Annotated in this window: 20 protein-coding genes and 1 pseudogene; 12 read left to right on the forward strand and 9 right to left on the reverse strand. The window is 63.0% G+C overall.

Annotated elements, in window-relative coordinates:
- Positions 1–299 precede the first annotated feature (299 nt).
- The 5 genes from NKH63_RS19250 to NKH63_RS19270 all read left to right on the forward strand — a co-directional run bounded on the left by NKH63_RS19250 (position 300) and on the right by NKH63_RS19270 (position 6335).
- Positions 300–689 (forward strand): RcnB family protein, encoded by a 390-nt coding sequence (locus NKH63_RS19250; RefSeq protein ID WP_023719341.1) that lies wholly within the window; start codon positions 300–302, stop codon positions 687–689.
- Between the two features lie 158 nt (positions 690–847).
- Positions 848–2824, forward strand: coding sequence for a DNA primase (gene dnaG / locus NKH63_RS19255; protein ID WP_352483187.1), 1977 nt, complete (start codon positions 848–850; stop codon positions 2822–2824).
- A gap of 373 nt (positions 2825–3197) precedes the next feature.
- Positions 3198–5219, forward strand: a complete 2022-nt coding sequence (gene rpoD / locus NKH63_RS19260) for an RNA polymerase sigma factor RpoD (protein WP_023719339.1) — start codon at positions 3198–3200, stop codon at positions 5217–5219.
- A gap of 205 nt (positions 5220–5424) precedes the next feature.
- Positions 5425–5718, forward strand: coding sequence for a GYD domain-containing protein (locus tag NKH63_RS19265; protein ID WP_023719338.1), 294 nt, complete (start codon positions 5425–5427; stop codon positions 5716–5718).
- 236 nt (positions 5719–5954) lie between these two features.
- Positions 5955–6335: a thiol-disulfide oxidoreductase DCC family protein gene (locus NKH63_RS19270; RefSeq protein WP_031194130.1), complete on the forward strand. Its 381-nt coding sequence runs from the start codon at positions 5955–5957 to the stop codon at positions 6333–6335.
- Positions 6336–6397: 62 nt separating this feature from the next.
- Here the strand turns inward: NKH63_RS19270 and NKH63_RS19275 are convergent, their stop codons facing one another.
- Entirely contained in the window at positions 6398–6655 is a 258-nt protein-coding gene (locus NKH63_RS19275; protein WP_023719336.1) for a DUF2798 domain-containing protein, read from the reverse strand.
- A 272-nt stretch (positions 6656–6927) separates the two neighbouring features.
- On the opposite strand from NKH63_RS19275, the gene NKH63_RS19280 reads away from it, so the two are divergent.
- Positions 6928–7611 (forward strand): PadR family transcriptional regulator, encoded by a 684-nt coding sequence (locus tag NKH63_RS19280; RefSeq protein WP_023719335.1) that lies wholly within the window; start codon positions 6928–6930, stop codon positions 7609–7611.
- Between the two features lie 113 nt (positions 7612–7724).
- Complete coding sequence (locus NKH63_RS19285) at positions 7725–8015, forward strand: HlyU family transcriptional regulator (protein WP_023719334.1); 291 nt, start codon at positions 7725–7727, stop codon at positions 8013–8015.
- 7 nt (positions 8016–8022) lie between these two features.
- Here NKH63_RS19285 and NKH63_RS19290 read toward each other — a convergent pair whose 3' ends face one another.
- From NKH63_RS19290 to NKH63_RS19300, 3 genes and pseudogenes are all read right to left on the reverse strand, one after another.
- The gene (locus tag NKH63_RS19290) at positions 8023–10599 is read right to left on the reverse strand and encodes a polynucleotide kinase-phosphatase (RefSeq protein WP_352483188.1); all 2577 of its coding nucleotides are present in this window, start codon (positions 10597–10599) and stop codon (positions 8023–8025) included.
- Positions 10596–11977: pseudogene (locus tag NKH63_RS19295) on the reverse strand (3' terminal RNA ribose 2'-O-methyltransferase Hen1). The gene NKH63_RS19290 and the pseudogene NKH63_RS19295 overlap by 4 nt, the downstream one beginning before the upstream one ends.
- A 129-nt stretch (positions 11978–12106) precedes the next feature.
- Positions 12107–12751 carry an FMN-dependent NADH-azoreductase gene (locus NKH63_RS19300; RefSeq protein WP_023719333.1) on the reverse strand — a complete coding sequence of 215 codons (645 nt, stop codon included), beginning with the start codon at positions 12749–12751 and terminating at the stop codon, positions 12107–12109.
- 109 nt (positions 12752–12860) lie between these two features.
- On the opposite strand from NKH63_RS19300, the gene NKH63_RS19305 reads away from it, so the two are divergent.
- Positions 12861–13817, forward strand: coding sequence for a LysR family transcriptional regulator (locus tag NKH63_RS19305; RefSeq protein ID WP_023719332.1), 957 nt, complete (start codon positions 12861–12863; stop codon positions 13815–13817).
- On the opposite strand, the gene NKH63_RS19310 is transcribed toward NKH63_RS19305, so the two are convergent.
- On the reverse strand, positions 13777–14376 hold the full coding sequence (locus NKH63_RS19310; RefSeq protein ID WP_023719331.1) for a TetR/AcrR family transcriptional regulator: 600 nt from the start codon (positions 14374–14376) through the stop codon (positions 13777–13779). The genes NKH63_RS19305 and NKH63_RS19310 overlap by 41 nt on opposite strands.
- A gap of 66 nt (positions 14377–14442) precedes the next feature.
- Between NKH63_RS19310 and NKH63_RS19315 the strand changes: the two genes are divergently transcribed.
- Entirely contained in the window at positions 14443–14868 is a 426-nt protein-coding gene (locus NKH63_RS19315; RefSeq protein WP_352483190.1) for a VOC family protein, read from the forward strand.
- Here NKH63_RS19315 and NKH63_RS19320 read toward each other — a convergent pair.
- On the reverse strand, positions 14865–15815 hold the full coding sequence (locus NKH63_RS19320; protein ID WP_023719329.1) for a S1C family serine protease: 951 nt from the start codon (positions 15813–15815) through the stop codon (positions 14865–14867). The genes NKH63_RS19315 and NKH63_RS19320 overlap by 4 nt on opposite strands.
- Before the next feature lie 175 nt (positions 15816–15990).
- Between NKH63_RS19320 and NKH63_RS19325 the strand changes: the two genes are divergently transcribed.
- On the forward strand, positions 15991–16863 hold the full coding sequence (locus NKH63_RS19325) for a S1C family serine protease (RefSeq protein WP_023719328.1): 873 nt from the start codon (positions 15991–15993) through the stop codon (positions 16861–16863).
- Between the two features lie 7 nt (positions 16864–16870).
- The gene (locus NKH63_RS19330) at positions 16871–17503 is read left to right on the forward strand and encodes a helix-turn-helix transcriptional regulator (RefSeq protein WP_352483191.1); all 633 of its coding nucleotides are present in this window, start codon (positions 16871–16873) and stop codon (positions 17501–17503) included.
- A gap of 7 nt (positions 17504–17510) precedes the next feature.
- Here NKH63_RS19330 and NKH63_RS19335 read toward each other — a convergent pair whose 3' ends face one another.
- Together NKH63_RS19335 and NKH63_RS19340 are read right to left on the reverse strand one after the other, a co-directional pair.
- Positions 17511–17900 (reverse strand): type II toxin-antitoxin system VapC family toxin, encoded by a 390-nt coding sequence (locus tag NKH63_RS19335; protein ID WP_023719326.1) that lies wholly within the window; start codon positions 17898–17900, stop codon positions 17511–17513.
- Positions 17897–18163 (reverse strand): type II toxin-antitoxin system VapB family antitoxin, encoded by a 267-nt coding sequence (locus NKH63_RS19340; RefSeq protein ID WP_023719325.1) that lies wholly within the window; start codon positions 18161–18163, stop codon positions 17897–17899. Before NKH63_RS19340 ends, NKH63_RS19335 begins: the two co-directional genes overlap by 4 nt.
- Positions 18164–18361: 198 nt before the next feature.
- Between NKH63_RS19340 and NKH63_RS19345 the strand changes: the two genes are divergently transcribed.
- Positions 18362–19228 (forward strand): SDR family oxidoreductase, encoded by an 867-nt coding sequence (locus tag NKH63_RS19345; protein WP_352483217.1) that lies wholly within the window; start codon positions 18362–18364, stop codon positions 19226–19228.
- 54 nt (positions 19229–19282) lie between these two features.
- Here NKH63_RS19345 and NKH63_RS19350 read toward each other — a convergent pair whose 3' ends face one another.
- Positions 19283–19798, reverse strand: a complete 516-nt coding sequence (locus NKH63_RS19350) for a TIGR00645 family protein (RefSeq protein ID WP_023719323.1) — start codon at positions 19796–19798, stop codon at positions 19283–19285.
- Positions 19799–20003 lie beyond the last annotated feature (205 nt).

The raw sequence follows: 20003 nt of genomic DNA on the forward strand, positions 1-20003 counted from the left end.
ACATTGCAGAGGTTGATATTACTCCGATTTATTTTAGCCGAATAATAAATTTTGCCCGGTTCGGACGAGTGTTGCCCCGCGACGGGGCGTGTCGGAAATGGATGGCCGGCAAAATGGTTGCATTGCCCGCGGAGTTGCGGAGGGTCATGCGTCCGTGCTCGGACAGCCGCTTTAAAGGTAGTGCTGAATTAGGCGTGCTAAATGTAGGAAATCATTACGAAAACGTAATCTCTGCGTTCAGTTTCGGTTCATCCTTCCGGCTCTATTCCAGAGGCATCGACAACCAAGGAGTACCCGCTATGAAACGCATCGTTCTTTCCGCCATTGCCTTCTCGATGCTGGCTGCAACGGCCTTGCAGGGCCAGGCTGCACCATTGAACCCACCAAACGCACCGCAATCGAGTTATAGCCAGGTCGACTGGCAAAAGCCCGGCAGGCATGTCGACGTGAACAAGCATGTCGAGGTGAACAAGCGCGTCGTAGTGACGAAAAAGATCGTGGTGAAGCGCAGCCATTGGCGCAACGGCCAGAGATATTCCAGCTGGAAGCGTCACCAGCCGATCCGCGACTATCGCCACTACGGCTTGCGCCGTCCCGGTCCCGGCCAGGAGTGGATCCGGGTCGGCAACGACTATCTGCTGGTCAGCAACCTCTCGGGCCTGATCTTCGGCGCTATCGCCGCGCAGTAGGTGCGGAACGGCTGACCGGCGCTGCGCCGGATTAGATCGAGAAGGCGGCCCGCAGGCCGCCTTCTCTTTTTGGCCTGTGAAAACCGGGTATGGTTCCGCATTAGGAGTCGTCGGGCTTGGCCCGTGTGATTATATGGAGGCCAAACGAGCTGTCCCTCATGCGCTTTCCGCCTGCTTTCCTCGACGAGATCCGCGACCGCGTGCCGATTTCTTCGGTGATCGGCCAGCGCGTCGCGTGGGACAGGAAAAAGACAAACGCGCCGCGCGGTGATTATTGGGCGTGCTGTCCGTTCCATGGCGAGAAGAGCCCGTCCTTCCATTGCGAGGACAAGAAGGGCCGCTATCACTGTTTCGGCTGCTCGGTTTCGGGCGACCATTTCAAGTTCTTGACCGAACTCGACGGGATGAGCTTTCCCGAGGCCGTCGAGAAGATCGCCGACATGGCCGGCGTGCCGATGCCGGTTCGCGACGCCGATGAGGAACGGCGCGAAAAGGAACGCGCCAGCCTGACCGATGTCATGGAGATGGCGACGGTGTTCTTCCAGGAACGGCTGCAGGGACCGGAAGGCGCAAAGGCCCGCGCCTATCTGCGCGACCGGGGACTGACACCGGCGACGCAGCAGTCCTTCCGCCTCGGCTATGCGCCCGACAGCCGCAACGCGCTGAAGGAGCATCTTGCCGCCAAGGGCGTCCCCAAGGCCGACATCGAGGCGTGCGGGCTGGTGCGCCATGGCGACGACGTCCCGGTTTCCTACGATTGGTTCCGCGACCGCATTATGTTCCCGATCCCGGATTCCAGGGGCAAGATCATCGCCTTCGGCGGGCGGGCGCTAGCGCCGGATGCGCTGGCCAAATATATGAACTCGCCCGATACGGAGCTCTTCCACAAGGGCAACGTGCTCTACAATTTCGCTCGTGCACGCCAAGTGCTGGGAAAGGGGGCGCTGGGAAAGGGGGCGCTGGCCAAGGGCGGCACGGTCATTGCCGTCGAAGGCTACATGGATGTGATCGCGCTGGCGCAGGCCGGCTTCGAAAACGTGGTGGCGCCGCTCGGCACCGCATTGACTGAAAACCAGCTCGAACTTCTATGGCGCATGGCCGGCGAGCCGGTGCTGTGCTTCGACGGCGACCAGGCCGGGTTGAAGGCAGCGTGGCGCGCCGCCGACATGGCGCTGCCGGCAGTCCAGGCGGGCCGCTCCGTGCGCTTCGCCCTGCTGCCCGAGGGCAAGGATCCCGACGATCTGGTCAAGGGTGACGGACCGGATGCGTTCCGCGCCGTGCTTTCCGAGGCGCGGCCGCTGGCCGACCTCTTGTGGATGCGCGAGACGGCCGGCGGCATCTTCGACACGCCGGAACGGCGGGCCGAGCTCGAAAAGAGGCTGCGCGAACTGACCAGCCGTATCCGCGACGAGAGCCTTCGCTATCACTACCAACAGGAAATGCGCGAGCGGGTGCAGAGCTTCTTCGGTGCCCAGCGCGGACGCCAGGGGCGTCAGGACGGACGGCCCGGCGAACGTTTCCAGGGCAAGGGTTCAGCACCCGGCGGACAGTTTGCGCGCGGCGGCAATGCCGGTGGGCGCACCGCGATCACCGAAAGCCTCGGTCGCTCGGCGTTGGTCAAGCGCGGCGGCGAGGGCATGTCGGTACGCGAGGCGACGATCATTGCCGCCCTCGTCAACCATCCCGTGCTGATCGACGAGAATTTCGCCCATGTCGAGTTCCTCGATCTCGCCAACTCCGATCTGAAGCGGCTGCACGCGGCGATCCTCGACGCCATGGCGCATGATATGGCCAATGACCGCGACGCGGTGATCGCGACGATCGAGCGGGCCGGCTGCGGCGAGATCTGGCAGCGTGCGGTGGCGCTGATCAAACGTGCGCGGCAATGGCCGGCGCTGGAAACGGCGGCACTCGACGATGCCCGCGATGCGTTCAGCCAGGCCCTCCACTTGCAGCGCAGCGCGCGCACCTTACATAAGGAGCTGAAGCAGGCGGAAGCAGCGCTCGCCAGCGACCCCACGGACGAAAACTACCGGCACCTGGTCGAAATCCAGGCGCAATTTCGTGATGTGCAGGCAACGGAAGCGCTGATCGAAGGGTTTGGCGTATCGTCGGGCAGGGCTGGGCGCGTTTAGATCGAAGCCTCCAGAAGACTGAATGTAAGGACGTGCTTGCGCGTCGAATCAAGCGTGCGGCGCTCTAAGTCGGGTAATTGATTCGCTTTTTTCATGCGAATCATGCGAGAGGCGCTTGACCTTCCGGCAGAATGGCGGAATCAGGTCGATTCGAAACGTTAACCCGCCCCGGCATCGACGGGAATGCAGCGATGTAAGGTACTGATCACTGGACAGGCAGTCAGCTTGCCACAGATATCAGGGTTAATCTGGACTTAACGAGAGATGCAGTTACTGGCCCGGTAAATCGCGTTCTGGAAAGAGCGCATCCAATTTGACCGGACCGGCAGCTTACGCGGCTTTGATACTCAGCCGCTTGGAGAAAATAAAGACTATGGCGACAAAAGAAAAGGAAGAAGTCGAGACCGAACGCGAGGCCGCGACCGATGGCCCTCTGCTCGACCTTTCCGACGATGCTGTCAAGAAGATGATCAAGGCCGCCAAGAAGCGCGGCTACGTCACCATGGACGAGCTGAATTCGGTGCTGCCCTCGGAGGAAGTGACCTCCGAGCAGATCGAGGACACGATGGCCATGCTTTCGGACATGGGCATCAACGTGGTCGAGGACGACGAGCAGGGCGAGGAGCCCGAAGCCGCCGATACCGCCGCTGACGCCGAGGAGGATGCCAACGAGCTGGCTGAGCAGACCGGCACCGCCGTCGCCGCCACCACGACCAAAAAAGAGCCGACCGACCGCACCGACGATCCGGTCCGCATGTATCTGCGCGAGATGGGCTCGGTGGAGCTTCTGTCGCGCGAGGGCGAAATCGCGATCGCCAAGCGCATCGAGGCCGGCCGCGAGACGATGATCGCGGGCCTCTGCGAAAGTCCGCTGACCTTCCAGGCCATCATCATCTGGCGCGACGAGCTCAACGAATCGAAGATCCTGCTGCGCGAGATCATCGACCTCGAGGCGACCTATGCCGGGCCGGAGGCCAAGCAGGCGCCGGTGGTCGAGCGTATCGAGGAAGCCAAGACCGAGGAAAAGCCGCGCCGTTCGCGCGAGGACGAGGACGACATCACCAATGTCGGCGGCGACACCCGTGGCCTGGTGGACGACGACGAGGAGGACGATGACGAGGCGAGCCTGTCGCTGGCGGCGATGGAAGCGGAACTGCGCCCGCAGGTGATGGAGACGCTCGACGTCATTGCCGACACCTATAAGAAGCTGCGCAAGCTGCAGGACCAGCAGGTCGAGAACCGGCTGGCCGCCGCCGGCACGCTGTCGCCAAGCCAGGACCGTCGGCTCAAGGAGCTGAAGGACCAGCTGATCAAGGCGGTGAAGTCGCTGTCCTTGAACACGGCGCGCATCGAGGCGCTGGTCGAGCAGCTCTACGATATCAACAAGCGCCTGGTGCAGAACGAGGGCAAGCTGTTGCGGCTGGCCGAAAGCTATGGCGTGCGCCGCGAGGAGTTCCTCAAGGAATATCAGGGCTCGGAGCTCGATCCGAACTGGACGCGTTCGATCGGCAATCTGACCTCGCGCGGCTGGAAGGAGTTCACCAAGAACGAGAAGGACGCCATCCGCGACCTGCGCGCCGAGATCCAGAACCTCGCCACCGAGACGGCGATTTCGATCCAGGAATTCCGCAAGATCGTCAACCAGGTGCAGAAGGGCGAGCGCGAAGCCGCGATCGCCAAGAAGGAAATGGTCGAGGCCAATCTGCGTCTCGTCATCTCCATCGCCAAGAAATACACCAATCGCGGCCTGCAGTTCCTCGACCTGATCCAGGAAGGCAATATCGGCCTGATGAAGGCGGTCGACAAATTCGAATACCGCCGCGGCTACAAGTTCTCGACCTACGCGACATGGTGGATCCGGCAGGCGATCACCCGTTCGATCGCCGACCAGGCGCGCACCATCCGCATTCCGGTGCACATGATCGAAACGATCAACAAGATCGTACGCACCTCGCGTCAGATGCTGCATGAGATCGGCCGTGAGCCGACGCCGGAAGAACTGGCGGAAAAGCTCGCAATGCCGCTGGAAAAAGTGCGCAAGGTGCTGAAGATCGCCAAGGAGCCGATCTCGCTCGAAACGCCGGTCGGCGACGAGGAGGATTCGCATCTCGGCGATTTCATCGAGGACAAGATGGCGATCCTGCCGATCGACGCGGCGATCCAGGCCAATTTGCGCGAGACGACGACGCGCGTGCTGGCCTCGCTGACGCCGCGCGAAGAGCGCGTGCTCAGAATGCGCTTCGGCATCGGCATGAACACCGACCACACGCTTGAGGAGGTCGGCCAGCAGTTCTCGGTCACCCGCGAGCGCATCCGCCAGATCGAAGCCAAGGCGCTGCGCAAGCTCAAGCACCCGAGCCGGTCGCGCAAGCTCAGAAGCTTCCTCGACAGCTGAGTCTGGGTGACGGATAAGCAGTTTAAAGGGCGCCGGTGGCGTCCTTTTCCGTTTGGGCACAGGCGATCACGATTGGACGCGCCGCTCTTGCGGGTCGTGCCCTACGAGAGGATAATTCCGCGACGGATGCATTTTCTGGGCGACAAACCCGGATGCCCGCCCCGGCTGTGACGCCGTGCTCCGTGGCCCCGGAGGGAGGTGTGCCATGACAACTTACATCGTGCTGATCAACTGGACGGAGCAAGGCGCCAAAAACGTGCGCGAGTCGCCGAAGCGGCTCGATGCCGCCAAGAAGCTGTTGGGAGACATGGGCGGGTCCTTCAAGGCATTTTATCTCACCATGGGGGATTGCGACATGGTGGCGGTGGTCGAAGCCCCCGACGATGCCGTACTAGCTCGTTTCTCGCTGATGCTGGCGGCGGGCGGAAACGTCAGGACGCGGACACTCAAGGCTTTCCCGGAGGATGCCTATCGCGAGATCATTACCTCGCTCGGCTGAGTGCCGTGCCTGAAGCGCGTCGCGCTTGAACGGCCTCTTGCGACGCGCTTTACGCTCTTCTTTTTAAACAGGTCGGTATGGCAAACCGCCGCGCACCCTCGGGCCAGGCCCGAGGACATGTTTTTGGGGCGACGTGCATTAGCCGAAGCCGGGACATTCCGCGGTGTCGCGTCACGTTGCGGCGCAACGGCATTTGCTGGATAGTCGTCGCGCGTCCTCCGCTGGTGTTGCGAACCATGGCCAAGCCTCTGCTGACCGTCTGGTACAATACGCGCTGTCCGGTCTGCGATGCCGGCATCAGCCGGCAGAAGCGGCGGCTGATCGAGGCGGTCAAGGCGGGGCGGATCGAATTTCGCGACATCAATGCCGAACCGACGGCGCTGGCCCGCTACGGCATCGGGCTGGAGGATATCCGGCGCCGGCTGCATGCGACCGACGCCGGTGGCAAATTGCTTGTCGGCGCCGATGTTGCCGTTGCGGTTTGGCTGATAACGCCGGGCGAGGGCTGGTTGGCGACGCTGTTTGGCAATCCCGCCACGCTGCCGTTGACGCGCTATGCCTATGATCGCTTCGCCGATCTGCTCTATGCCTGGAACCGCCGCAAAGGCCGTTGGTGATAGTGTCCGTTCACTTCGCACTGAAAGACCCGTAAGTTGCTTCGGGCCCTTGGCGCAGCCTGCTATCGAGCCACGGGCTCGCAAAGCCAGCCAACGATGCGGCGCACCGCCGGCAGCAACAGCAGCAGCGTCGGAAAGGCCACCATCCAGGACAGGCCCCAAGCCGTCAGCCAGGTGGCCGGCAGGTCGGGCTGGAAGCCAAGGCTTTTCAGTGTCGAGATGAACGACACGATGAACGTCATCAGCAACGACAGCACCAGCGGGCCGAGGACGGCGGCATAGCGCGCAGGCAGCTTCCTGCGCGGGGTTTTCATGGTCATTTGGATTTTTCCCTGAAGCATCCGGTCCGTCGCATTGGCATCCATTCGCCGGTCTTCCGGCGTAATTGCCCGGAAACGACCGGGGTGGATGCGTTGCTTCACGTCAGACGCTTACGGAGGGGTCTTCGACCCTCACGCGCTTCCTAGCTGCCCTTGCCGGCGAAATCAATCCTGCTGGCGCATTTTCAGATACATCGTAAGATATATCTTGACTCGATCGTGGCGAGCACCTAATTGAGATATATCGTAAGACATAACTCAAGGAGCAGACAATGCACAAAGACAATCATTTCGGGCATCATCGTTTTGGCGAACACGCCGAGCGCGTTTTCATGCATATGGCCGGCAAGTTCGGCGGACGCGGCGGGTTCGGCCCGTTCGGGCATGGCATGAGAGGCGGCGGCGGACGCGGCGGACCAGGCGACATGTTCCGCGCCGGGCGTATGCTGGCTGACGGCGATCTCAAGCTGATCACGCTGTCGCTGCTGGCCGAGGCGCCGCGGCACGGCTACGACATCATCAAGGCGCTGGAGGAGCGCACCAGCGGCGTCTACAGCCCGAGCCCCGGCGTCGTCTATCCGACGCTGACCTTCCTGGAAGAGGCCGGCTATGCCGTTTCTGCGGCGGAAGGCAACAAGAAGGTGTTTTCGATCACCGAGGCAGGGCAGGCGCATCTCAACGAAAATCGCGAGATGATCGACCACGTGCTCGACCATCTCGAGCGCTTCGGCCGCAAGATGGCGAAGGCGCGCGAGTGGTTCGGCTGGAACGATGACGGCGACGGTGGCCGGCGCGGCCGCGGCCGCTCGGAAAAGCGCGACGAATTCCGCGCCGTGCGCCACCGGCTGCGCGCCGCGCTCGGCGAAATCGTAGATGCGCCTGAAGCAAAGCAGGCCGAGGCAATCAGCATATTGGAAGCTGCCGCAGAGGCCCTGGAAGCGCTGTCGCGCGACTGACCCCTGAGTGCCAAGCCAGCTGCGGCCCTTGCCCGCTCGGCCAAGGACCGGTACTGAAAATCATCCTGCACCACGCTATGTGGTGCAGGATGATTGCCGTTGGAGGATACCCCATGTCTTTTCTGAAGCGTCTTTTCGGCGGCGGCAACGAAGCCGCTGAGCCAAAGACAGCGGCGCCGGTAAAGCAAATCGAGCACAAGGGATTTTTGATCAGCGCCACGCCCTACAAGGCGGAGGGCCAGTACCAGACCTGCGGCGTGGTTTCGAAGGAGATCGACGGCGTGATGAAGGAGCACAAATTCATCCGCGCCGATCGCTTTGCCGGGCTTGATGACGCTGTCGACATCTCGATCAAGAAGGGCATCCAGCTGGTCGATGAGCAAGGCGAGAAGATCTTCGGGTAGATCGTTATTACAGCCTTGGGTCGATTGGCTCGCTTTCCAGCGCCAGCACGGCGAAGACACACTCGTGAACGCGGCGTAGCGGCTGCTTGGCGACAAATCGCGTCAGCGCCTCGTGACCGAGCGCGAACTCCCTGAGTGCCAGGCTGCGCTTGCCGCTCAGGCCGCGTTCTCGCAGGCGGATGAGATTGTCCGGCGCGTCATATTCGGGACCATAGATGATGCGCAAATATTCCGGGCCGCGGACCTTCAGCGCCGGCTGGATGAGTCCCTTCTTGCCACGGCTGACGAAGTCGCGTGGTTTGACCACCATGCCTTCGCCGCCCGAGCCAGTCAGCGCCTCCCACCAGGCAATAGCCTCCGCACACGCGCTGCCGTCGGCCAGATCAACCGTACGCCATCGGGTCGGCGTGACCACGCCAACATGGGCAGCCAGACGGTCCGCGAGCGACATGTGCCAGACATGATCCTGGTCAAACCAAACACGTCCCTCGCTGGCGAGCAGGTGGAAAGGCGCGACCTTAAGGTCGTCGACGCCGGAGACCGGCCACACGTAAGGCGCCCAGGCCGTGGCGTATTTAGCCGCACGGGCGGCCCGGTCTTCAAGGCGTGCGTTCAGGCCGGCCGCATCGACGCCGCGCGCCATCGCACGGGCTAGCGCCTCGCGGCTGACCTTGAAACCGGCGGCTGAGGATGTCGCCACCGGCGCATACTGGCTTTCGATCAGGCTGCCGGCCTTTGCCGACCAAGGCATTATCTCGGTGTCCAGCAGCAGCCAGTCGCTGTTCAATTCCGTCCACAGATCCGCCGCGTCGACCTCGACCCGGAGACGGGCGAGCAGGCCTTCCGTCATGGTGCCGTCGTTGAAAAAGGAACGTCCGGTGCGGGTCCAGATTGCGCCGGTCTCGTCGCCCGGGATCCCGAAGCGGCTGCGCGCCGCCTGCGCGTTCCGGCACAGCGCGACCACCGCCCGCGAACCCATATGCTTTTCCTCGCACACGACCTGGGCGACGTCGCGTTCGCGGAAATAAGCGAAGGCATCTTCCGGACGTCCCAGCCAGCCGTGTTGGCTGCTGGTCTCGGACGGCGACATGGTCGGCGGCAGATAGATCAGCCATTGCGGCGACAGCGCGAAGCGGCTCATCACTTCCAGTGCCGCCGAGGCGTTCTCCTCGGCCACCACAATCCGGCCCCTCAGCCCGGTCTCGATCCAGCGGCGACCGGAGACATCCTGGTAATCGAGCACGCCGTCGGCGTCGGCCTGTGCCGATTTGCCCAGACAGGACCCGCCCAGCGGACGTATCGGCTCCGACCATGTCTGGATTGCCGGCACCTCTACCAGTTCGCGTTCCGGCCAGCGTAAGGCCGTCAGCTTGCCGCCGAACACGCATCCAGTGTCGATACACAGGGTGTTGTTGACCCACTCGGCCGACAGCGTTGGCGTATGTCCATAAATTACGGCTGTCTTGCCACGGTAGGCTGCGGCCCAGTCCGCGCGGACGGGCAGCCCGAACTCGTCAGTCTCGCCTGTGGTCTCGCCGTACAGAGCGAACTCGCGCACGGCGCCGGAGCCGCGTCCGATCATTTCCTCCTTGAGACCGGCGTGGGCGACGGCGAGGTGTCCGCCGTCCAGCCAGACGTGGCTGCGCAGGCCGTCGAGAAAGGCCGGCAGCGCCTCTCGCAGGCCGCGGTCCTGCGTGTTCAACTGGTCTATCGTCTGCTCGAGGCCGTGGGCGACCGTGACCTTGCGACCTTCCAGCCAGCGGCCGAGTTTGCGTTCATGGTTGCCCTGGACACAATAGGCGGTCCCGGCCGCGACCATGCTCATGGCGATGCGCAGTACGTCGGGCGAGTTGGGGCCGCGATCGACGAGGTCGCCGACAAAGACGATCTTGCGGCCCTGCGGCGGGATCACAGTGGCCGTTCGGTCGCCCTGATGTTCAGACCAGGCGACGCTGTAGCCCAGTCGAGCGAGCAGCATCTGAAGTTCATCCGAACAGCCGTGGATGTCGCCAATGATATCGAACGGGCCGTGGTCGTCGCGCTTGTCGGTCCATAGCGGCTGCCGCGACACCTCGGCCGCGTCGATGCTGGCCTCGCTGGTAAGCGTCCAGACCTGGCGGAAGCCCTCGCGTTGCAGGCCGCCAAGACCCTTGCGGATCTCGGTTGTCATGCGCTGGGCGACCCCGGCGCCGACCGGCCGGTCGGCTCGCACCGCATTGCGTGCGACGCACACCTCGACGCCTGGATCGAGGACCACGGCGACGGGCAAAGCGTGCCACTTGCGCGCCAGCTCAATCCAGGCCTTGCGGTCGGCGGCTCGCACGTTGGTGGCGTCGATGACGGCCAGCCTGCGGTGTTTAAGCCGCTTGCCGGCTATTTCGCGCACCAGATCGAAGGCATCTGCAGAGACGTCCTGGTCGGTCTCATCGTCGGAGACCAGCGCCCGGCACTGATCCGAGGAGATGATCTCGGTCGGCAGAAAATGCCTGGCCGCGAAAGTCGACTTGCCCGATCCGGTCGAGCCGATCAGCACGACGAGGGCAAAGTCAGGAATGGCGAGATCGGTCTTGTCCAGTTCTCTCATCGGGTGAACACCGCCATCTGCGTGGGCGCGCCGAGGGTAGAATCCTGGGCTCCGATACCGCTGAAGGTGGCTGCATAGCCATAGATCTCACCGATTTTGGCCGCCCAGGTTTCGAACTGAGCCCGGCTCCATTCGAAACGGTGATCGGGATGGCGAAATGCGCCAGGGGCCAATCTGGGAAACAGAGCGTTGTAGTCCGCGTTCGGAGTGGTCACGATGACGGATTTAGGCGCCGTCTCGCCGAAAACGATGCGTTCGACCAGGGGCAGCCTGTCCTCGTCGAGATGCTCGATGACCTCGACCAGCACGGCGACGTCGGCTGCCGCCCAGCGGCCGTCCCGGTATGTCAGAGATCCGTGCAGCAGCGTAACCCGGCCCCCCGGCGGCCCGCCAAACTCGTTCAGCTTGAGACGCTTTGCAGCCCATTCCAGTTCGCGTGCCGCTGGATCCAACCCGAACAGCTTATGGACCCATCGCTCGCGCACGAGCCGATAAAGTAGCTTGCCTTCGCCGCATCCCAGGTCCGCAACCGTGGTTGCACCCGTTGCCTGGATGGCTCGGACAACAGCTTCCATGCGCAGATCGTTGAGCCGGATCGGCGTCTCCAGCGCTTCCTCAGGTGTGACACGCAGTTCGGGCGGCAAAGTCTCCCTGGCCGTTTCAGGAACCAGTCGTTCCAGAGCGATGCGGGCCAAGGCACCGCGGTTGCGCAAGTATCGGCGAACTATCAGGTCCTTGGCGGGATGTTTTTCCAGCCAGCCCTCTCCCTTGGACAGCAGCTTGTCGACCTCTGCTTCGCCGACCCAATAATGCTTGGCATCGTCCATCACCGGGATCAGTACGTAGAGGTGGTTCAACAAGGCGCTGAGCCGGCCCGTGCCGGTCAGCTTCAGATGGCCGTACCGGGACTCGCCTGCACCAGACCCGATTCCCTCGATTGGCGTCAGATCGACTGTCCAGCCCAAGGGTTCGAACAGGCTTCGAACCAGAGCCTCACCGCCGCGCATCGGCAGTGGAGTCACGACTGCCTCCAGCGGCAGTTCGCCGCTAGCCAGTTCCTGGCGCTCCTTTGACATTCCGGTCATCGCCGTCCGCAGCATTTTGTTTAGCGCCACGGACAGGAAAGACGATGCCGCGTAAGGCCGGTCGTTCACATATTGGTCCAGCAAGCCTTCCGCCCGCCCCTTGCGCGCACTAGCCCTATCGGGTCGACATCGAGCAGGAGTGCTGCCTCGCAACGCTCTTCGGTCGCTTCGGGATAGAATAGCCACCCTTTGCCAAAGGAGAGGTCGGTCTCGTGCAAACGATCGGGATGCTTGTGCAGCAGGAAACCGAGATCGGTGGCCGGACGGTGCGTTGTGGCAACGGACAGGAACATCCGCGACCGATAGCGCAGACAAGCGGAATAACCAATGGCAGTTGTTGGCCCACCACAATAGGTTGTCGCCAACGACAGCAAGGGCAGGCACCGAGCGCCTGCCCTTGTTCAATTCAAACGATGCTGGCTTTACGCCGCGGCGGCGACGCGCTCGGCGCTTCCGGTTGCAGCCACAATGGCGTCGACCTTGGTCGAGGCCTTGGCCAGCGCTGCTGCTACCGCATCGGCGCCCATGCCGACTCCTTCGATGCGGATGACCTCCACATCGGTCATGCCGAGAAAGCCGAGCACGCTGCGCAGGTAGGGAATGGCATGATCGAACTGCACGGCTGCACCTTCGGAATAGATGCCGCCCGAGGCCAGCACGATATAGACTTTCTTGCCGGTGACGAGGCCTTTCGGGCCAGCATCGCCATAAGCAAAGGTTTTGCCGGAGCGGGCGACGTGGTCGACCCAGGATTTCAGCGTCGACGAGATGTTGAAGTTGATGAAGCCAGTGGCGAGAATGACGGTGTCGGCCGCAAACAGCTCGTCCAGTACAGTATCGGAAACGCCGACGACCTCAGCCTGGCGCTGGGTGCGCGCTTCGGCCGGCGTATAGATGCCGGTCGAATAGTCGGGGTCGATATGCGGCAGCGGGTTGGCGACGAGGTCGCGGGCGACAAGCTTGGCCGAAGGATCGGCGGCAAGCAGTTTGTCGGCGAGTTCGTTGGCGACGCGGGTCGAGTGCGAGGCGGCGCCGCGTGGGCTGGATGTGACAAGAAGGATGGACATGGTGACTCTCCAGGGTTGGATTAAAATCTCCCGGCAAATATGTGTGCGCAGACCCATTTGAAAAACTGGTATATTTTGTATATGATCCATCTAAATTGTGGATTGAAAGATGCAGCCCAACCCGACGCTTGACCAACTGCAGATCCTGGTTGCGGTGGCCGACACCGGTTCCTTCTCGGCTGCCGGCCGTAAGCTCAACCGCGCGCAGTCGGTCATCAGCTACGCCATTGCCAACCTCGAAGCGCAGCTTGGGCTGAAGCTGTTTGAGCGTGAGGGCACGCGTGAGCCGCAACTGACCGATGTCGGCAAGGCGACGCTGGAAGATGCGCGGCGCATGGTCGGCGTGCTGCAACGCATCCGCTCGCGTATCGACGGATATCGGCAGGGATTGGAGGCGGAAGTTGCGCTGTCGGTCGACGTGACGCTACCGTCGCCGGTGCTGGTTCGGGTGCTAAAGGCATTCGAGGTGCAGTTTCCGGCCGTGACACTGCGTCTGCATATCGGCTCGCTTGGCCTTATCCTCGATCATGTTGTCCGCGGACAGGCCGATCTCGGCATCGGAGGGCTTCTGGGCGAGGCGGACGTGAATCTGCTGCGCATCGGTTTCTTCTCCCTGGTGCCGGCCGCAGCGCCTGATCACCCGCTGGCGCTGCTGCCCAGACCAGTGGCGCTGGAGGATGTCCGCGAACACATCCAACTGGTCGTCTCGGACCAGTCCGAGCGTACGCGCGGGCGCGACTATGGCGTCTTCGCCTACCGCACTTGGCGGCTGACGGATGTGCGCACCAAGCACGTGCTGATGCGCGAGGGGCTGGGCTGGGGCGGGCTGCCGCGATGGCTGATTGCCGATGATCTGGCGAACGGCCGGCTCGTCGAACTCGATCTCGAGCCTTACAGCGAAGTCCGCTCGCCGCTTTATGCCATGCACCGCGCCGATCGCAGCCCGAAACCGGCGGCCGCCTGGCTGATCGATCAGTTCAAGCGCCAGCTTGGTTGTTTCAACGAATTCGAGCCGGGTGAGGTGCCTAAGGAGGAGCCGGAGACAGACCGTCGATCAGCGCGATGAGAACGGCGCGATAGTCCTCGATCGATGCTCCAGCTTCAATGGCGAGCGCTGCGCGGTCGAAGGCAGCGGCGAGCAAAGCGGTCAGAGCTTCCACAGGCAATCTCGTCATAGAGTGCGAGCGCATCGCGGCAACAAGGCCCTCACGCAGCGAACGGTTGCCATGGCGATTGTCGATCGCATCCATGGCGGCGCGGCCGAGCACGGCGGGGCCATCAAGCAGCAAGAGCCGAGTTCGGCCGGGGGCGCGCATGGCAGCCAGATAGGCATCCGAGCCGGCAATCAGCGCATCGCGGGCAAATAGCGAAGGCGGCGACGCGCGTTCGATCTCTTCCGCCACGGCTTGCGCCTCCTGTTCGACCACAGCGGCAAACAGCGCCTGCTTGTCTGCAAAGTGATGATAAAGCGCGCCGCGCGTTACGCCGGCAGCGGCGACGATCTCGGGTGTGCTGGTCTCGGCATAGGATTTTTCGGTGAACAGTTTTCGCGCCGCGGCGATGAGCTCGGCGCGTGTCGCTTCGGTGCGATCACGGTTGGAGCGGCGAGCGGATCGCTGTTGCATACATTCAGCCTGTATGTTAGTTACATTTACATGCAGATTGTATGTTGTTCGCCGGGAGAAGGAAAGATGAGGACGACGAGCTATTATCCGGTGCTGATGACGGGCGATGTTGCCGGCACTGCAGCCTTTTATGTCGCGCATTTCGGCTTCAAGCCGCTGTTCGAGGCCGACTGGTACATCCATCTGCGCTCAGCCGAAGATCGCCGCGTCAACCTCGGCATCGTCCAGGGCGATCATGAGACGATCCCGGAGGAGGGGCGGGGCCGCGCGTCTGGCGTGCTGATCAATTTCGAGGTCAGGGACCCGGATGCCGTCTATGAGCGGATCACCGCCGCCGGCCTGCCGATCCTGCTAACGCTGCGCGACGAACCCTTCGGCCAGCGCCATTTCATCACCAAGGATCCCAACGGCGTGCTGATCGACGTGATCAGGCCGATCCCGCCGAGCCCGGAATTCCTGGCGCAATATGCGCAGGGTGCTGCAGCGAGCTAGCTTGCCCTCGCCAACGGCATCACCGTGACCTGGGCAATGCCGGAGCGGCGCACCACCGTGCACAGTGTCTCGCGGCCGATGCGCTCGGCGTCGAGCATGCGCACAAGATCGTCGACGCCGGTGACCGGGCGGCCGTCGATGGCGGCAATAATGTCGCCTTCCCTGAGGCCGGCCTTGTCCGCCGGGCTGTTCTTCTCGACGCTGCGCAGGCGCACCGCCGTGCTGCTCGACACTTGCGACAAGAGTGCTGCGCGGCGCGGCAGGTTGGTGGTGTCGGCGGAAACGCCGATGAAGGCGCGGCGCACGCGGCCGAAGCGGATGATCTCCGAGATGACGAAATTGGCGGTGTTGGAGGCAACCGCGAACGCGATGCCTTGCGCTCCGTGGATCATCGCGGTGTTGACGCCGATCACCTCGCCGGCCGAGGACACCAGCGGTCCGCCGGAATTGCCGGGGTTGAGCGCGGCGTCAGTCTGGATGACGTCGTCGATCAGCCGGCCGGTGGAGGCACGCATCGAGCGGCCGAGCGCCGAGACGACGCCGGTGGTGACGGTCCATTCGAAGCCGAGCGGGTTGCCGATGGCAATTGCAATCTGGCCGCGCCTCAAACGCTTGGAATCGCCAAGCGGCGCAACGTCGGCAAAGTTGCCGTCGGCGCGCACCAGCGCAATGTCGGTGTCGGGGTCGCGGCCGAGCACGCGGCCTTCCCTGGAGGCGCCGTCCGGCATCGACACGCGCACACTGCGCGCATCGCCGACGACGTGGAAGTTGGTGACGACCAGCCCGTCCGGCGCGATGACGAAGCCTGAGCCATGGCCGCCCGGGCCACCGACACGCTCGATGCGGCAGACGGCGGGCCCGATGCGGTCGACGGCATCGGCGACCGTCGCCGAATAGGCATCGAGAAGGGCATCGTCATATTGCAATTGCTGGGCGGGCAGGGCCATCTGCGGGGCTCCGTAGCTTTTGGAACAAGATGAACAATGCCTATATGTGCGGAGCGGCCGGACCGGCCGCGACCTGACCAGATGGCCAGTCAAACGCCCAACTAGCCGTCAGGCGAGTATCCGCCAAGGCCCTGCCGGGCGATATCTGGGTCACGAGGAACCCAGGAGACAAATCATGAGCGATTTCAATCTGAGCACATTTTCCGACGCCATTGCCGACATCGCCGCAGCCGCGGCTCCAGCGACGGCCAGCTTCGCGACGCACCACCACCGCACGTCTACCGCTTTCCACTGGCAGGACGGCTATTTCGTCACTGCCGAGGAGGCGGTCGAGGCCGGCGAGGAGATCGAGCTGACGTTTCCTTCGGGCGAAACCGTCAAGGCCGAGCTGGTCGGCCGCGACCCGTCCACCGGCACGGCCGTTTTGAAACCCACCGGCGCACCAAGCGTGCCGTCCCTGGTGAAGGCGGATGCAGTGCGGCCGGGCAATCTGGCGATCGTCGCGGGCAATAGCGACGGCACCTCGCTCGCTACCTTCGGCACGGTCGGCGAGGTCGGCCCGGCCTGGCGTTCAATGCGCGGCGGCACGATCGACCGGCGCATCAACCTTGCCGTCAATGCCGGCGGCCGTTTCGAGGGCGGCCCTGTGCTCGACGCCAAGGGCGGACTGATCGGCATGCTGCTGTTCGGGCCACGCCGGCGGGCGCTGGTCATGCCTTACGAAACGATCGAGCGGGCAGTCACGACGCTGCGCGAGAAGGGTCATGTGGCGAGGGGCTATCTTGGTGCCGGCCTGCATCCGGTCCGCAATGGTGATACACAGGGCGCCATGGTGATGAGCCTTGACGATAGCGGCCCGGCGAAAGCCGCCGGTCTCAGTCTCGGCGACATCATCGTATCGTGGAACGCAGAGACGGTGCATGGCCCGCGCGAGCTGATCCGCAAGCTCGGGCCGGACAGCGCCGGTGCCTTGGTGACACTCGGCGTGGTGCGCGGCGGCGAGAACCGTGAGGTCTCACTGACCATCGGTGAAAAACCACTGAGCTGAGGGATAGATGGTAAGCGGTGAGGTCGCTGGCAGACGGCTGACGGTGCTGATCGTGCTCGGTGACGTCGAGCGCGCGCGAAGTCTGTCCGCGGCTCTCGCTGCGACCGATGACCTGCAGCCTTTTCTGGCGGGCGAAGTCGACGGGCGTTGGGCGGCGGATGTCGCCATCGTCGATGATCATGGGGTGCAAGGCGGGCTCGTCGACGCCGCTATGCCTCGGGTGCTGCTATCGTCGCGAGCGGCCGGGGAGCGGCCGGCCGATACAGTGTTTGCCGTGCTGCCGGTGGCAGCGGACGACGTGCTGATCGCCGCTGCGGCGCGGCTGGCGGCGGCTGGCTACCGGATTTCGCGTGACAGCCACGCTCTGTCAGACGGGCACGATTTTACCTTTCATGACAGCGACCGGTTCGACGAGGAACCGAGTAACGAGCAAATCGTCCGGCCGACGCTTTCGCCGCGCGAAAGCGAGGTGCTGGCACTGCTCGCCGAAGGCGCGCCCAACAAGGTCATCGCGCGGCGGCTGAACATCTCCGTGCATACGGCGAAATTCCACGTCGCAGCGATCCTGACGAAGCTCGGTGCCGCCAACCGCACCGATGCGATCGCCATCGCCATGCGGCAGGGCCTGGTGCTGGTCTAGCCGTGGATCAAACAGCCGGTTCGATGTCGGTCAGCCGGAAATCGTCACCCTTGAACAGCAACGGCATGGCTTCGATACGTGCCGCAGCATAGGCAATGCAGTCGCCGAAGTTGAGGGCGGCCGGATGCCGGCCCTTGCCATAGCGCAGGAACGCCTGACGAGCGACCGCGGCGTGGTCGGCCGTGAAGGGGATCGTCTCGATCGAGGCGGTGCGCAAAAAAGTTTCGAAGCGATCGATAATCTGGTCCTGCCAGCGGCCGACGAGCACCATTGTCGTTTCAAGCAGTGTCGGTGCCGGAAGCAAACGTCTTTCAGCCTGGGTGATCGCCAAAACGAAGCGGTCGTAGCCCGGCTCCGTGCGTAAAATGGCGACCAGCGCCGAGGAATCGATGATCATCGCGTCGGGATACCCAGTTCGTCATAACCGAGAATTTCATCGTCGCTCATCGCGTCTTTGCGCTCCGGTATTCGTGCAGCTCGTTCCGCAATCGCCATCAGACGTTGAAAAAGGTCACCGGTCTCGTCGCGCGGCACAAGCCGCTCGCGCGCAACCTCGCGCTCGAGGCTTTGACGGATGGCCTCCGTCACGGATACCTGGCGCCGGCGGGCGAGCTCACGTGCCAGTTGCTCGACCGCCATATTCTTGATCGATAAGGCCATTTATATATTCTCCCTTTTCGTATAGAATATATACCAACTTGCCCGACAGATTCAATGCGCGCTCCCGCGAAATCCACGACCCTCCGTAGCGTCACACCACCGCTGCGGGTTAAGGGCGCTTGTATCCGCCGGCGGTGCAGGCAAGGATCGCAAGGAGAAAAGATGGTAGAAAAGAGAGTAGCACAGGGAGGGGCGAGGATGTCGCTCAAGGGAAAGACGCTGTTCATCTCTGGCGGGTCACGCGGCATCGGGCTGGCGATTGCGCTGCGCGCCGCGCGCGACGGCGCCAATGTGACGATCGCGGCCAAGACCCCCGAGCCGCATCCGAAGCTGCCGGGGACGATCTACACAGCGGCGCAAGAGATCGAGCGGGCCGGCGGCAAGGCGCTGCCGGCGCTGTGCGACATCCGCGATGAAGCGCAGGTCGCCGAAGCCGTCGCCAAGACCGTGGAGACGTTCGGCGGCATCGATATCTGCATCAACAATGCCAGCGCCATCCAACTCACCGGCACGCTGGAGACCGACATGAAACGCTACGACCTGATGCACCAGATCAACACGCGCGGTACTTTTCTCGTCTCCAAAATGTGCATTCCACACTTGAGGTTGGCGGAAAATCCTCACATTTTGAATCTGGCGCCGCCGCTCGACATGAAGGCCAAGTGGTTCAAGAACCATGTCGCCTACACGATGGCGAAGTTCGGCATGTCGATGTGCACGCTGGGCATGAGCGCCGAGTTCGCCAGGGATGGCATTGCGGTCAATTCGCTCTGGCCGATCTCGACCATCGACACGGCGGCGGTGCGCAACCTCCTGGGCGGGGCGACGGTGGCGGCGATGAGCCGTTCGCCCGACATCATGGCCGATGCCGCACACGCCATCCTGGTCAGGCCGTCGCGCGGGGCAACCGGTAATTTCTACATCGACGAAGAAGTGCTGCGCGCCGAAGGCGTCAGCGATTTCTCAGCCTATGCGCCGGGCGCGACAGGCCCGCTCGCCGGCGACTTTTTTGTGCCGGACGAGGTGTTCGAGCGGACTGATACCAAAATCAAAGGTATTTACTGACGGAAAGCATCTAGCTGACAGGCGTATCTCTTAAAGACCGGCACAGACGCGTGCTCAGCCTTCGGCTTTCTTGGCTTTGCCAAGACCCATCAGCCGGTCGATATAGGCAAGCATCAGTGCCGACAGAACGAAGGCCAGATGAATGATGGTCAGCCACATCAGCTGGTCGGTCGTGTAGGAGACCGAGTTCAGGAAAACCTGCAAGAGGTGGATCGAGGAGATGGCGACGATTGTCGAGGCGACCTTGACCTTCAGCGAGCCGACATCGATCGTGCCCAGCCAATGCACCTTGCCGTCATTTTCATCGAAGCGGCTTACGAAGTTTTCGTAGCCCGAGATGATCACCATCACCACCAGTGAGGCGACCAGCGCGGCGTCGATGAGGCCGAGGATCTTCAGGATGGTATCGGTGTCGTCGAGCGTGAAGGCCACGGAGACGAACTCGAACAGCTTCTTGCCGAAGGACACGGCATAGATGGCAAGCGCCGCGCCCAGTCCGAGATAGAAGACGACCAGCAGCCAGCGCGAGGCGAGAATGATCGATTCGATGGCGAGTTCGAGGCGCTTCATGCGGCGATTCCGGGCTCCGTTGTCGGAGTGCCGTATTTCGGGCAGGCTGCGGCGGTTTGCAAGGTTCTAAAAAACGAAACCCCGCCGGGGAGGGGAACCGGCGGGGCTCGTGTGTCCCGCTGGAGTCGGGACGGGGCAGGGACGCCCTTTCCAAAATTTGGGATTGGTGACCTCGCGTTTCAAGATTGGTGACCGCGCGATTCAA

This window comes from Mesorhizobium sp. M0960 (assembly GCF_040319055.1).
GTDB lineage: Bacteria > Pseudomonadota > Alphaproteobacteria > Rhizobiales > Rhizobiaceae > Mesorhizobium.

Coding starts and splice junctions, on each gene's coding strand:
- NKH63_RS19250 (WP_023719341.1), top strand. CDS start 300: ATGAAACGCATCGTTCTTTCCGCCATTGCCTTCTCGATGCTGGCTGCA.
- dnaG (WP_352483187.1), top strand. CDS start 848: ATGCGCTTTCCGCCTGCTTTCCTCGACGAGATCCGCGACCGCGTGCCG.
- rpoD (WP_023719339.1), top strand. CDS start 3,198: ATGGCGACAAAAGAAAAGGAAGAAGTCGAGACCGAACGCGAGGCCGCG.
- NKH63_RS19265 (WP_023719338.1), top strand. CDS start 5,425: ATGACAACTTACATCGTGCTGATCAACTGGACGGAGCAAGGCGCCAAA.
- NKH63_RS19270 (WP_031194130.1), top strand. CDS start 5,955: ATGGCCAAGCCTCTGCTGACCGTCTGGTACAATACGCGCTGTCCGGTC.
- NKH63_RS19275 (WP_023719336.1), bottom strand. CDS start 6,655: ATGACCATGAAAACCCCGCGCAGGAAGCTGCCTGCGCGCTATGCCGCC.
- NKH63_RS19280 (WP_023719335.1), top strand. CDS start 6,928: ATGCACAAAGACAATCATTTCGGGCATCATCGTTTTGGCGAACACGCC.
- NKH63_RS19285 (WP_023719334.1), top strand. CDS start 7,725: ATGTCTTTTCTGAAGCGTCTTTTCGGCGGCGGCAACGAAGCCGCTGAG.
- NKH63_RS19290 (WP_352483188.1), bottom strand. CDS start 10,599: ATGAGAGAACTGGACAAGACCGATCTCGCCATTCCTGACTTTGCCCTC.
- NKH63_RS19300 (WP_023719333.1), bottom strand. CDS start 12,751: ATGTCCATCCTTCTTGTCACATCCAGCCCACGCGGCGCCGCCTCGCAC.
- NKH63_RS19305 (WP_023719332.1), top strand. CDS start 12,861: ATGCAGCCCAACCCGACGCTTGACCAACTGCAGATCCTGGTTGCGGTG.
- NKH63_RS19310 (WP_023719331.1), bottom strand. CDS start 14,376: ATGCAACAGCGATCCGCTCGCCGCTCCAACCGTGATCGCACCGAAGCG.
- NKH63_RS19315 (WP_352483190.1), top strand. CDS start 14,443: ATGAGGACGACGAGCTATTATCCGGTGCTGATGACGGGCGATGTTGCC.
- NKH63_RS19320 (WP_023719329.1), bottom strand. CDS start 15,815: ATGGCCCTGCCCGCCCAGCAATTGCAATATGACGATGCCCTTCTCGAT.
- NKH63_RS19325 (WP_023719328.1), top strand. CDS start 15,991: ATGAGCGATTTCAATCTGAGCACATTTTCCGACGCCATTGCCGACATC.
- NKH63_RS19330 (WP_352483191.1), top strand. CDS start 16,871: ATGGTAAGCGGTGAGGTCGCTGGCAGACGGCTGACGGTGCTGATCGTG.
- NKH63_RS19335 (WP_023719326.1), bottom strand. CDS start 17,900: ATGATCATCGATTCCTCGGCGCTGGTCGCCATTTTACGCACGGAGCCG.
- NKH63_RS19340 (WP_023719325.1), bottom strand. CDS start 18,163: ATGGCCTTATCGATCAAGAATATGGCGGTCGAGCAACTGGCACGTGAG.
- NKH63_RS19345 (WP_352483217.1), top strand. CDS start 18,362: ATGTCGCTCAAGGGAAAGACGCTGTTCATCTCTGGCGGGTCACGCGGC.
- NKH63_RS19350 (WP_023719323.1), bottom strand. CDS start 19,798: ATGAAGCGCCTCGAACTCGCCATCGAATCGATCATTCTCGCCTCGCGC.